The sequence below is a fragment of the Asaia sp. HumB genome (assembly GCF_030263835.1).
GTDB classification, from domain to species: Bacteria; Pseudomonadota; Alphaproteobacteria; order Acetobacterales; family Acetobacteraceae; genus Asaia; species Asaia bogorensis.
The window spans coordinates 17,532-30,516 of the sequence record NZ_JARPML010000004.1 but is presented as its reverse complement, the minus strand read 5'-3'; the positions used below and the strand labels follow the sequence as shown (position 1 = coordinate 30,516).

8 protein-coding genes and 3 pseudogenes are annotated in these 12,985 nt (G+C 54.8%); 10 read left to right on the top strand and 1 reads right to left on the bottom strand.

Annotated features, from left to right (window positions below; genetic code table 11):
* The first annotated feature begins 29 nt into the window (after positions 1-29).
* The 6 genes and pseudogenes from P5689_RS15305 (at position 30) to P5689_RS15280 (ending at position 5,179) form a co-directional block, all read left to right on the top strand.
* Complete coding sequence (locus P5689_RS15305) at positions 30-806, top strand: hypothetical protein (protein ID WP_285533954.1); 777 nt, start codon at positions 30-32, stop codon at positions 804-806.
* A 476-nt stretch (positions 807-1,282) separates the two neighbouring features.
* The gene (locus tag P5689_RS15300) at positions 1,283-1,528 is read left to right on the top strand and encodes a type II toxin-antitoxin system prevent-host-death family antitoxin (RefSeq protein ID WP_285533953.1); all 246 of its coding nucleotides are present in this window, start codon (positions 1,283-1,285) and stop codon (positions 1,526-1,528) included.
* On the top strand, positions 1,525-1,911 hold the full coding sequence (locus P5689_RS15295; protein WP_285533952.1) for a type II toxin-antitoxin system VapC family toxin: 387 nt from the start codon (positions 1,525-1,527) through the stop codon (positions 1,909-1,911). Before P5689_RS15300 ends, P5689_RS15295 begins: the two co-directional genes overlap by 4 nt.
* Before the next feature lie 77 nt (positions 1,912-1,988).
* Complete coding sequence (locus P5689_RS15290; RefSeq protein WP_285533951.1) at positions 1,989-2,603, top strand: CPBP family intramembrane glutamic endopeptidase; 615 nt, start codon at positions 1,989-1,991, stop codon at positions 2,601-2,603.
* 25 nt (positions 2,604-2,628) lie between these two features.
* Positions 2,629-4,230: pseudogene (locus tag P5689_RS15590) on the top strand (AAA family ATPase); the annotation flags it as partial.
* Between the two features lie 283 nt (positions 4,231-4,513).
* On the top strand, positions 4,514-5,179 hold the full coding sequence (locus P5689_RS15280; protein WP_285533949.1) for a DUF6118 family protein: 666 nt from the start codon (positions 4,514-4,516) through the stop codon (positions 5,177-5,179).
* 111 nt (positions 5,180-5,290) lie between these two features.
* Here the strand turns inward: P5689_RS15280 and P5689_RS15275 are convergent, their stop codons facing one another.
* Positions 5,291-6,592 carry a TolC family outer membrane protein gene (locus P5689_RS15275; protein WP_285533947.1) on the bottom strand — a complete coding sequence of 434 codons (1,302 nt, stop codon included), beginning with the start codon at positions 6,590-6,592 and terminating at the stop codon, positions 5,291-5,293.
* Between the two features lie 204 nt (positions 6,593-6,796).
* On the opposite strand from P5689_RS15275, the gene P5689_RS15270 reads away from it, so the two are divergent.
* The 4 genes and pseudogenes from P5689_RS15270 to P5689_RS15255 form a co-directional block, all read left to right on the top strand.
* A complete protein-coding gene (locus P5689_RS15270) occupies positions 6,797-8,140 on the top strand; it encodes an HlyD family efflux transporter periplasmic adaptor subunit (protein WP_285533946.1) in 1,344 nt (447 codons plus the stop codon).
* Positions 8,140-10,254 (top strand): peptidase domain-containing ABC transporter, encoded by a 2,115-nt coding sequence (locus tag P5689_RS15265; protein WP_285533945.1) that lies wholly within the window; start codon positions 8,140-8,142, stop codon positions 10,252-10,254. The genes P5689_RS15270 and P5689_RS15265 overlap by 1 nt, the downstream gene beginning before the upstream one ends.
* A gap of 827 nt (positions 10,255-11,081) precedes the next feature.
* Positions 11,082-11,829 (top strand): annotated as a pseudogene (locus tag P5689_RS15260) (transposase).
* 886 nt (positions 11,830-12,715) lie between these two features.
* Positions 12,716-12,895: pseudogene (locus tag P5689_RS15255) on the top strand (IS6 family transposase); the annotation flags it as partial.
* Positions 12,896-12,985: the final 90 nt, after the last annotated feature.

Here is a 12,985-nt window from a genome sequence, read left to right as displayed (position 1 = left end):
AAAGGTCGCTTTTCAAGGAGGAAGGTCACATGGCATCAGCAGAACCCTGCAAAAAGAAAACTCCCGTCGCTCTTGTTAAGACAGGGCGAGGCAATCTCGGAGGATCGACACTTCTATCAGCGATAGGTGAAATCGCCATATATAGAGGCACACCGCCACTTCTCGCTGACAGTGATGCCCGCAATCCGGGCATTTCCATCGCAAAGACGCTCTACGACAAGTACGGCGTACCACGGCCAACCTCGGAGGAAGCCGCGAAGCTGCGCGAATGGTTCGCTGATATCTTCGGCAGGGCAGCTTCTTCGGGGCAGTCCTTGGTTGTCGATGTCGGCGGTGGCGATCGCACGCTCGAGACCTGGGCGAAAGACGAGAACATCATCAAGCTTGCCGAGGGCCTGGGCGTCTCCATCACCGGCGCCTTCATGATTGGGCCGCAACACGGCGATACCGCCTATCTGGAGCGGCTCTGGGCCAGTGCACTTTTTCGTCCAAGCCGCGGCGTGTTCGTATTCAACGAATGGACCGTTCCTACTGGGCATGACCCCAACCGCATCTATGGTGAAGTCCTCAGCAGATTAAACAGGCTGAACTTCGAAGGGTGCGAAACCGCTATTCTGCGCGTTCCTAAACTGAGCTGCCTCCCTCTCGTGCTTGAGAACGGTCTGACCTTTCACGATGCGGCGGCGGGCAAATCTCGTCCGGACGGCACGCCCCTTGATCCGTTCCGCCGGGCGATGATTCAGAACTGGCTCGACACACTCAAAGAGAGGATCAGCGAGGCCGGCATCGGGGACTGGCTTCCATAAGCGGTAGCGAGCTGCGACCTTCATAGCTTGTCGAAGGCCTGCATCGCACAGGCTTCGAACTAGCAGAAACCGCGCGGCTGGAAGGACTGGATTAATTCAGCCCTTTCGGACGCATGATCGTCGTCATGCGTAATTCACTCGATACTTATGCCGCGCTATCCCAGCTCGCTCTGGAGCAGGTGGCTGGAATGGACCAATTATCGCCCATTTCCGATCCGTCAAATCGCCTCGAGCCATACCTGTTCCCCCAGCGCCTTATCCCGCAGGTACGAAGTGGGTCAAATCTTAAGCAGACCCTAGACGCCCTTCCTCAACGCGACCTGTTTTGAATAATATTTTCGATACAATCTTCTGACTCGCTGAAACGATAGATAACCCATGCGGTTATCTGTTTTTGCTCCTAGGAATTGTGAAACTTCTAGTTGAATAGGAATATTTTATGGACTAAGTCATATGGACCAGATCAGGGAAAAACCATGCGAACGGTTAACATTCACGAAGCCAAGACGCATCTGTCGAAACTGATCGAGGATGCCCAGAAGGGCGAGAGCTTCATCATTGCCAAATCCGGAAAACCGATTGCGCGGGTGAGTCCGATTTCTGCTCCTGAAGGCGCTGCGAAGAAACGTCTGGGGTTCATGGCGGGCCAGATCCAGGTGCCCGATGATTTTGACCGGATAGGTCAGGACAGCATCACCACGCTGTTTGATGGTCCGGCATGAAGCTTCTGCTCGATACCCATCTCCTGCTCTGGGCCGCAGGTGCCCCGGACAGGCTTTCAGCAGAAGCCCGGTCCCTTCTGTCTGATCCAGATCATATTCTCGTTTTCAGTGCTGCCAGTCTGTGGGAGATCACCATCAAGGCCGGGTTGGGACGCGCTGATTTCAAGGTCGATCCCCATCTGCTTCGACGTGGTCTGATCGAGAACGATTACGAGGAACTGCCGATTACGAGCCGCCATGCGGTGGCCGTATCAGGCTTGCCCGAAATACACCGTGACCCATTTGACCGTATTCTGGTCGCACAGGCCCTTGTGGAGGGCCTGACGCTCCTGACCAACGACCCTCTCGTGCAAGCCTATCCAGGGCCCGTAAAAGCGGTCTGATAGGGTGTCTGGCTTGCGGGTGTCTCCCGGTTATGCGTGGGTAGTATCTTATCTCTGCTTCGAATGGGGTGAGTAACATGGCGCGGGATACTGAAAGATCGAGCGAGATCCGCCCCTTTTCCCTGCGCGCCGCAATCCTTTCGACGCTGGTGTGTGGGGGGCTTGGCTGGATCGGGATCGTGGTTCTTCAGAAGCGCGAATTTCTGTCTGTTCTGATGGGGTCTCCGCCGGGAGGCAGTCAGATTGCCCCGATCCTCGCAGGGTTCCTCTATGGCGGCGTTTTGGGTAAGCTGGCGTGGCTCATGGTGAGGCAACCGTTCCTGATGGGCGTCACCAGGCGCTATGTCGCTCTGACCTCGGCCGTCAGGGGGTGGCCTGCGATCATCGTGGTCTCGCTGTTCGCCGGGGCAGGGGAGGAAGTGCTGTTCCGGAGTGCCCTGCAATACTGGCTCGGCGTAATCGGTACCGCATTCCTGTTCGTTCTGGTTCATGGCTATTTCAGCCTCAGGGAGTGGCGGCTCAGCCTGTATGGGCTGTTCCTCTTCCTTGGCATGATCCCTCTGGGACTGGCTGCGTCGCATTGGGGATTGATCGGGCCGATCGTGGCCCATGCCGTCATCGATGTGGTTCTGTTCAGCGCGTTCTCTGCCATGCGGCAGACAGATACGGATTGTCAGTCGCCCGTGATCTGACGTCAGGCATCTGGTGACGACCTGGCTGATGGGTGTGGCCCGTTCCGTGTGGGAGGCGGCCGGGTATCGTGTGCGGGGGGCGGCGCTCTCGGGGATTGCGGCGGAAGAGCTGGAGGCAGGATCGGGGATCGGGAGCCGGACTTTGGCCTCGCTGGAGCGAGGCTGGGCGGCGGGTGTGGATCTGCTTTCTCGTGGTGATGTGCTGGTGGTCGATGAGGCCGGGATGGTGGGGTCGCGCCAGATGGCGCGCGTTTTGTCTGCCGTACAGGATGCCGGGGCCAAGCTGGTTCTGGTGGGTGATCCCGAGCAGTTGCAGGCAATCGAAGCCGGGGCGGCGTTCCGGGCTGTGGCCGAGCGTGTGGGGTCGGTGGAGATCACGACTGTGCGCCGTCAGGGCGCGGGGTGGCAGCAGGAGGCCACGAAGGAGCTGGCGACGGGGCGTACCGGTGCCGCACTGGATCGCTATGAGGCGGCGGGGATGGTGCGGGGGCACGAGACGCTGGAGGCGGCGCGTGCTGCCGTTGTGGCGTCCTGGCAGGCGGGGCGGGCAGGAGGCGGAGCCACTTCAGGTTGCCGTCAGATCATGCTGGCGCATCGGCGGGTGGATGTGCGGGCCCTGAACGAAGCGGCGCGGTCGCTGCGTCTGGAAGAAGGGGAGCTGGATCGCGAGCGGGCATTGTCCGTGATGACGGCGCAGGGTGAGCGCGTGTTTGCGCCGGGGGATCGGGTGTATTTCCTGCGCAATGATCGTGGGCTTGGGGTGAAGAACGGGACGCTGGGGACGATCTGTGGTCTGTCCGGTGATGATGAGGGCGGGGCTGTGGTCTCTGTCCGGCTGGACGGGGCGCATGCGGGTGATGAGGGGCGTGTCGTATCCGTGTCCCTGCGCGCGTATGACGCGCTGGATCATGGTTATGCGGCGACCATTCACAAGGCGCAGGGTGTGACGGTGGATCGGGCGCATGTGTTGGCCACGGGCAGCATGGACCGGCACGGTGCCTATGTGGCGCTGTCGCGTCATCGCGAGGCCGTGTCCGTCCACTGGGCGCGTGACGATGTCGGGGATCGGGACGGGCTGGTGCGGCGGCTGTCGCGCGAGCGGCTCAAGGATACCACGCTGGATTATCCTCAGGAGCCGGATGGTGGTCGAGAGAGTTCGGAGGGACCAGCGCGGGCCTATGCGCTCAGGCGTGGCTTGGGCGTGCCGGAAAGCCGGATCGTGCTGCCGGAGGTGGGGGAGGATCCGTTTGCGGGGCTGGATCTGGGTGTTTCTGCGAAGGGGCAGGATGATGCTTTTGCCTCGTTGCGCCTCAATCCCGATCGTCGGCTGCCTGTTGCTGCTCCCGATCCTCAGGAACTGCTTGAGCGGGCTGTTGCCCGGTATGCGCAGGCCTTTCTGGCTGTGGGGCGGATGCATGAGGCGCGGCTCCCTGTCCTGACTCATCAGGAGCAGTCGCTTGATAGAGCGACAAAGGCTCTGGAGGGTGTACGTCCGGGTGCCATTGATGATCTGCTCATGGCCCTGCGGCATGAAGTCGATGCGCGTGCGGCGCTTCTGACCCTGGAGGGGGCGGAGCGTGGTGCGGTTCTGACGCGGGCGATCCTGCAGGAAGCCAGGATCCGGCAGTCTCCCGGATTGCGGGCGCAGCGTTTCATGCGGGTCTGGGAGGGGCTTAAGACCGCTCAGACGCGGGATGAAGCGCTGGTCCAGCTCGGGAAGGATGCGGAGATGCGCTCGCTTTTGCGGCGCAAGGGGGCGTCATTTGGGGTGACGCCGGGATCGGTGCTGGATCTGTCGATCCGGGCGCTCGATGTGCCGAAGGAACGTGTGCCGCGTCTGGGGCATGAGCGCAGGCCCGAGGCAGAGCCCAAACCGAAGCGTGACACAGGCTGGAGCAGAGGGCGTTAGAATGAGCGGTAATGCAGCACAGGCATTCGATGATCTGCGGGCCGAGGTTTCGGTATTGCGCAAATCGGTGGAACGTCTGCCCGAGGACTGGCGCGATGCCATGCCGCCGGATACCAGCCTGGATCTGGGGCAGGTCAAGCGCGCGATTAACGCAATCGAGCAGCGTCTTGGTGAGATCGAGGGGCGCTCGGTGTTGCGGATGTCCCCGGCCGAGTTCCGGGTCGGGATCGAGCGGGTGGTCAGCGAGCGTTTGACGGGGGCTCTGTCCGGTATTGGCGTGGTTGAGAAGGAATTAGCAGGGGAGAGTGAGGCTCTGCGTTCTGCCCTGCCTCAACTGCGTGATGCGGTGCGGCAGAAGAGGCTGCTCGGGATCCTGTTCAGTGTGGGGCTTATGGTTGGGGTTGTGGCCCCTGTTGCGCTGCTGGCCTGCATGCCCGTCTGGGTGCGTCAGGATCTGGCCATACACTCATTGCCAGGCACAGGAATCTCTGTAGGGGCTGGGATCATGCAGCGGGCGGATCCGACCTTCTGGGATAATGTCGTGGATCGGTATCATTTCGTTGACCGCCACAGGGACGAAATCGATCTGTGCAAGCTGGTCTTAACGCAAGAGAAGGAAAGCGAGCATTTCTGCAGCTTCAGCTACAAAAAGGGAGAAAGCTATTGAGTATTGCTTTTGTTTATTTACAAACAATTAACTAGATTTATAATTAAATCAATATTAACATATGGGTTAAACATTCGCATATTATAATAAACAATTAAGTATAACAATCACTCATTTAGTGCCAAACAATTTCTCTTTTACTTGTTTGAGGTGAGCTGTTGGATCGTAAGGCGTGACATCAAGCCGAAGATCCTTAGCCGTGAGACGTCCGATGGCAGCCGCGAGAGCGTAGGAATCGATAACAGTATTGGCAACATTTTGGAGCTGCGTCTTTTGCTGCTGAAAAAGAAGTTGCTGTTGCTGAAGAACCTCAAAGGTTGTCCGGACACCTAGCAATTCCTGTTGCTGGATCGAACGTAATGCATCTTCCCCCAGGGAAACGGCCTGTTTGTTGCGGGTTAGCTGATCACGATCGGATCTGAGCCTTTGCCACGCACTCATGACCGTTTGGATCGCAATCCGTTGCTGGTTTTCTAGCTCATGTCGGGCTGCATCGACCGCACGCCGCGCTGCTCGGATCTGGGCGTATTCTCCCCCGCCTTGATAAAGAGGAACACTAGCCTGCACGGTCACTGATTCGGCATTTTGCGTGAACTTGGCTGCGTTCTGGTTCACTTGTCGCGCGTAAGCGGCTTGTGCAGAAATCTGCGGAAGCAGACCCGCGATCGCAATTTTGACTGCGTTCTGGCTCGCAGCGAGTGCGAATTTTGCTGCATTGAGTTGGGGGGCATTTTCGAGAGCGGCTTGTTGTGCATCGTTTGTCGATTGAAGCAAAACTGCAACGGGCGATGGAACCAGCAGGCGGTCGGGGGCAGGCCTGCCGATCATGCGCTCAAAAGCTGCTTCTGCCACGTTGACATCGCTTTCGGCTAGGCGTGTCGCTGCCCTGGCCGCTTCATATTGTGACTTTGCTTGAAGAACATCGGTCTGCGTAGCTTGGTTCAGGGCGAGCTGGTGTGTCGTCAATTGAACCTGACCTTCAAGTGTCTTTTCGTTCCTTACAGTTAGAACAAGAACCTTGCGGGCCTGAACCAGAGATACATATGCCGAAACGACGTTCTGAAAGACCTGCTGTTCCGTCTGTATCAGGTTTGCCCGTTCCTGAAGGACTGTATTCATGGCCTGTCGGGTGGAAGCTATCGTTTTCCCGCCCATGAATAAAGGCTGGGTAATAGTGACGCCGGCACCATATCCAGGCGCGGCAAAACGCTGATCGTAGCGGAAAGAGCCGCCATAGGGATAAGTCACATAGTTGGATTGGCTGTAATTGGCAGCCGCGTTTCCCGAGATCGTAGGACGCCAGCCAGAAAGAGCTTTTGGGACGGCCTCATCCGTTTGCTCGAGAACAGATCGTTCTCTAAGAATTTGGGGATTGGAGCGATAGGCGAGCGCGAGGGCTTCGGTGAGTGTCATGGTTCCCGGCCTGTCAGCATAAGCCGGGTTCGTAACGAGTGTCAGCGTTATGAATAAAATCAAGCCTTGATGTTGGATTTTTCTGAAAATTGTCTGTCATCCCACGATGTCTTATTTCTTGATTGTTGTCTGAAACCTCCTAATCTATCAATCTAGTATCGATAGATTGTTTTCTGATTTTTCGGTTGAGCCTGTGAGGGAATTGTGTCTGAGGAAGCATCTCGCCCACTGTTCCGGGCGGAAGCGCTCAAATGGCGTCAGGAAGCCTGGATTGGTTCTGTTCAGATCATTGAGCCGCTTTCCGGGCGGATTGCGTCTCTTTGTACCGTTTTTTTGGTCGTTCTCCTTTGTGTCTATGTTGTTTTTGGCAGCTATACGCGCCGCATCCACGCTAATGGTCTGATGCTTCCGCCAGAAGGTCTTGTTATCGCAGAGGCTGATCAGAATGGGGTTGTCTCCCAAGTTGCGGTAAAGGAAGGCGCTCACATAAAGGCCTCAGATCGACTGTTTTCCTTGGACGTATCCAGCTGGTCGGAGGATGGGGCGACAGGACAGAAATCTCTCGAGAGTCTGTTGTCCGAGCAGACCCTGCTGACAAGGCGGCGGAAGCTTCTGACACAGGATTCCCCACTCGAATTGGCTTCCTACAAAGAAGAACTGATAGCGTTACAAAAACAGCAGTCCATGTTGAACGATCAGATTAGCCGGGATAATGCTTCCTTGCCGCTGATCGAGCGGGCGATGAATGAGATGCGAACGGCGATCGGAACGCATCTGGTGACAGAAAGCCAGTTCCAGAGTCAGCTCTATACCTATGTTCAGTTCATGAACACGCATTCGCAGACCTTGCGGACATTGGTGGAGACTGGCGGCCAGATGACAGATCTGCACTACAAAATTGACCGACATTCCTACAAGACGAGTGAGGACCTCAACGACATTGATGTTCGGTTGGCGGACTTGGGCCGACAAATTGCGCAAGCGCATGGACAGGCAGAAACGTTAATCGACGCACGTGTTGGTGGCACTGTGGACGGTGTCCGTGTGTCGGTGGGTCAAAGAGTTTCGGTTGGGCAGCCTCTGGCCAGTCTGCTTCCGGACAACGGAGAGCTTCTGGCCGAGCTGTATGTTAATAGCCGGGCTATCGGCTTCGTAAGGCCGGGGCAGCGGGTTCTGTTGAAATACGCGGCTTATCCTTATCAACGGTTCGGTTTGCATGAAGGCACCGTTGTTGAGGTTACGAAAGCGCCGCTTCCGGAACGGATGGGAAGCGTGCCGAAAGACGAACGGACTTCCGAAACGGCAGTCTCTACGACTTCTGCGCCGCCACAGGGGGATATCTATCGGATCCGGGTCCGCCCCGATCGGGATTACATCGTGGCATATGGGAAACAGGAGCGTCTGACACCCGGTATGGCTGTAGAGGCAGATATCGCCATTGATAAGAGGCGACTATATCAGTGGCTACTAGATCCTGTTTTGTCAGTATCTGCGACACTACGGTCGGTGTCGACTTCTGATTTAATGTCTCGAAAAGGGACATTGTGATGCTCAAGACGATTCAGACGGGGTTCCGGCGCAAGGTGCCAGTTATTCTCCAGACCGAGACAGCAGAATGCGGCTTGGCCTGTCTTGCCATGATCCTGTGCTATCAAGGGCATCTGATTGATCTTGCAACTCTTCGTCGTAAGGCCGCCGTTTCGGGATCAGGCCTCAATCTACGTACTTTGATTAAAATTTCGGATCGCTTTGGCCTGAATGCCCGCCCGGTCAAGCTTGATCTTTCAGCGCTTGGAAAACTCTCCCTCCCTTGTGTCCTGCATTGGGACTTCAACCATTTCGTTGTTCTGGTGTCATTGAGGGACAATGAAGCCCTGATCAACGATCCGGCACGAGGCGCACGGACGCTATCGATCGAAGAAGTGTCTCGACATTTCACGGGTGTTGCCTTGGAGCTGACGCCCGCAGCAAAATTTGAAAAACGCGACGATCGCCGGTTCCTGAAAATCGGAGATATGTTCCAGAATATCTCCGGGCTTAAGGGAGCGCTTCTTGCGCTCGGCGGACTATCGCTTGGACTGGAGGTGATTGCACTCGTTAATCCCATGCTCTCACAGGTGATTATTGATGAAGTGCTGACAACGGGTGATCGCTCGCTTCTCTGGACGGTTGCTGCGGGGTTGGCGATCCTCATTACTGTGCAGGTTGTCATCGCGTCTTTTCGCTCCTGGATGGTGATGTTGCTATCCACCCGAATTTCGGTGCAGTGGAATGTCAGCCTATTTACTCATCTGATGGGACTACCGCAGGATTTCTTCTCCAAGCGCGGTGCCGGCGACATCCTGTCGCGCTTCGGAAGTCTTGGGACGATCCAGCAGACATTCACTACCGATCTTGTTCAGAGCATCATGGACGGGATCATGGCAGTCGGCATGTTCGTTATGATCGTGATCTACGGCAAATGGCTCGCGGCGATCGTCGTGGTATCGTCGGTGCTGGATCTGATAATCCGTCTTATTCTGTTTGGACCCTATCGGGAAATATCGGAAGAGGCACTGGTTCATGGAGCAGCCCAGCAAGGACATTTTCTCGAGACGCTTCGCGGGATGCGCACGATCAAACTGCTATCGTTAGAGAACCGCCGGAAAATTGCTTGGGGGAACAAGCTGGTCGATAGCATTAATGCAGGTCTGAAGATCCAGAGATACGACTTGATTTTCGCGCGTGCTCAGGAGGCGCTGTTCGGTATCGACCGTGTGCTTATGTTGGTTCTGGGGGCACGAATGGTGCTTTCGGCGGAGATGTCGGTCGGAATGCTGGTGGCGTTCCTGAGTTATCGTGACCAATTTTCCAGCCGTTTCGGCAGTCTGGTAACTGCTGGATTCAAGATTAGAAATCTGCGCGTACAGTGTGACCGACTGTCGGATATTGCGTTGGCCGACGCCGAGGTGTCGGAGGGTGACAGGGGTTCTAAGCTTGCTGCTTTTCCTGCCTTTGAAACTGAGACTGACGGAGCAGTCCTCGAGTGTCGGAACGTAGGCTACCGGTATGGCAAGGAAGACAACTGGGTTTTTAGAAATGTAAATTTGCAAGTTCCAGCAGGAAAAAGTCTCGCAATCACGGGGCCGTCGGGCTGTGGAAAGTCGACATTGTTGGCGATCCTGATGGGGCTGGTTCAGCCGGAAGAAGGACAGATTCTGTGGTACGGCGTAGAGCTGGGGCCGTCTAACCGCGAAGCATATCGATCTCAAATCGCGGGAGTGCTTCAGGACGATATTCTTCTGTCAGGCAGTATTGCGGAAAATATTGCTGGTTTTGATGAGGCAACGGACTTAGCCCGGGTTGTAGAGTGCGCGAGAGATGCTCAGATCCTGGCGGATATCCAGCGCATGCCGATGGGGTTCGAGACGCTGATTAGCGAGATGGGGCATACTTTGTCGGGAGGGCAGCGTCAGCGTGTAATCCTAGCTCGGGCACTTTATCGTACGCCCCGTATTCTGTTTCTGGATGAAGCAACCAGTAATCTTGATTCTACATCAGAGCAGGCAGTAGAAAACGTGCTCGATACGCTAACAATGGCACGAGTAATTGTTACACATAGGAATGAAACAGCTAGTAGAGCTAACACGAACTTTTCAATGCAAAGTAACTGTTTTAAATGAGAAATAGTGGAAGCAGGCCCGGATTCCGATCCTCTCAGCGCCTGCGTTTACCATTCCCGACTTGACGGGAAACTCCCCTGAAACCCATTACCAAAAAAAATCAAATGAAAAAAATAGCATCAGGAAAAAAATTGACGATATGAAGAAAAAATCGCTTACAGATCGATGGTTTTTTTCGTATTTTCCCTATTCTCTAAATAAGAATAGATAATTATGCATGAAGCTAAAATTGCTGCAAGAGAAACAGCAGTGTATGATGGTGGATGTGGAGAAATTTTCGTTTTGCTGTATGCATATTGCAAAATGCTACATAAAGACCCTAAAAAATATATTAGCACCCCACTAAAAATTGCTTGAATTTCAAGGCGAATCATATCTTTTCTTCCGCATCAGAAACTATGTTTGCGCATGGCCAAACCTTGCGCAAACATAAGCGTTACTATTGGGCCATCTGCCTTAGCCATGAGGCTCCAGCTACGAGAGCTGCACCGCCTACGGCAAATCCAGCAGCGGCCCCTGCGCCAATAGCTGACCCGGCAATAAACGGTGCTGCTGCGACAGCCGCGGCACCAGCGATACCATATAAAGCAGCTTCCCCCGCATATCCCCAGTTCATTCAGCCTGAAACAGGATCAAAGTCATTGTCACTAAGATTCTGAATATCGTTTATGATGAATACCTTTCGTCATTTGATTACAAAAAATATATTCTGCAATTTTTAGAATTCAATAGTTAATTTTCTGAAATGTCTCGAAGTTTTTTTGCAATCTCGTAGCTACGTTCAGAGCCTGTTTGGAAAGTTGGAGCGGATATGATTCAAGCTCTGGATGTGGACACCAGAGCAGAGGGCCCGAATGGCCGGGATTGCCCGCAAGACGAAGCGTTATCCGTCGGACATGACGGACGAGGAATGGGCGCGGATCGCGCCGCTGATGCCCGAACCGGGGCGCATGGGCCGTCCACGCGAGATCGAATTTCGTGAGGTGATTAACGCGGTGCGCTACCTGGTCCGCTCGGGCTGCGGCTGGCGGATGTTACCGATCCATTTCGGCCACTGGCGCACGGTCTATGGCTGGTTTCGGGAGCTGGCCCGGCGGTTTCTGTTTCAGACTATTCATGACGTCGCACTGATGCTTGATCGGGAGCGGTTAGGTCGCGAGACGAGCCCGACCGCCGGGGTGATCGACAGCCAGAGCATCAAGGCACCGCATGCGCAAACAAGAGGTTATGACCCCGGCCGACATCTCCGACAGCGCGGGCGCGCAGATGATCCTGGACGCGATCCGCAAGCGCTGGCCCTGGGTGAAGCACCTGTTCGCCGACGGGGCTTACGACCGGCTCCAGTTGATGGACAAGGCAGCCTATCTGGACTTCGTCGTCGAAGTCATCCGACGCCGGGACGGAGCGAAGGGCTTCGAGATTCTACCCTGTCGATGGGTCGTGGAGCGGACCTTTGGCTTGATGACCCGCTGGCGACGTCTCGTGCGTGACTATGAGCGTCGTATCGACGTCTCACAAGCCATGATCCTCGTCGCCATGGGTGCCAGTCTCACCCGCAGAAATGCCCATCCGTGAGTTTCCAAACAGGCTCTTAGCATTACCACTATTATATATCGAATAGAGCTAAGTAGCGGATTGTATAATTCACATAAAATATTTTGAATGTAAAACAACCTGCTGCGGTAAAAATAGCCTACTATATTATTTTCTACCTTTCTCTGATAGGAACTTTATAGAGAAAAGTGTAGATAAAACAGCTATTGCTGTTATGGCTTCCATTGAGACTATATCAACAGGAGTCCGGCTCACGGAGGCAAATAGGAAGAAACCCACGAAGCAAAATACAAAAGTAAGAACGCCTACCTTTGTACCAAATGAAAGAGATTTTGCGATATTCATAAGTTTGCCCTTCTGAAGATAAGAAAAAGGCTACTGCATAAGCGGACGGCATGCGTTAGAGCCATACCAAGACCCTGCCATTCCCCCAAGTATGGCGCCCCATCCTCCCGTTTCCGAAGTGGCGGCTCCGCCTAGAAAAGCGCCGAGACCAGAATATCCAGCAACACAAGCATTATATGCGGCTGCGCTACCTCCTGAAATTTCGTCTAATTCCGACAAGGTGAGATCTGTTACTTCGTTATTATCGTATTCCATTTTTATGACCTCCCAACCGATTGTTTGACGGTCTATTGTTTATTATTAACAACAGACCCCAACGCTGACACATAACGAAATAATTTGCAAGATCTTCAAATTAAATTGATACGATGATCTATCAGTGCAGTAGTGGGACGCAAATTGCCCCATAATCCCCTACTCTTACTCTCAAGATCGTCCTGTCCCCCTTCTCAAGGCGCACATAACCTCGAGGGGGGGATGGGTATGATGTCACGTTAAGTTAAGTGCGGCGTGTTAGGCGCTGGTTATGAAAGCGTCATCAGTGAGCTACAAACGGCACCGATTTCCTCGTGAGCTGATCGCTCATGCGGTATGGCTGTATTTCCGCTTCCCTTTGAGCTTTCGCCTCGTGGAAGAGATGCTTCTCGAGCGGGGCATTGTCGTCTCGTATGAGACGATCCGTCGATGGAGCCTGAAATTTAGTGCGACCTATGCCTGCACCCTGCGACGCAAGAAGGCCCGGCCTGGGAATCTCTAGCGCCTGAACGAGGTGCGGATCAGGACGGCTATGTTCACGACGAAATCCTGCAGACCCGTCGGAAAGAGGTGGCCC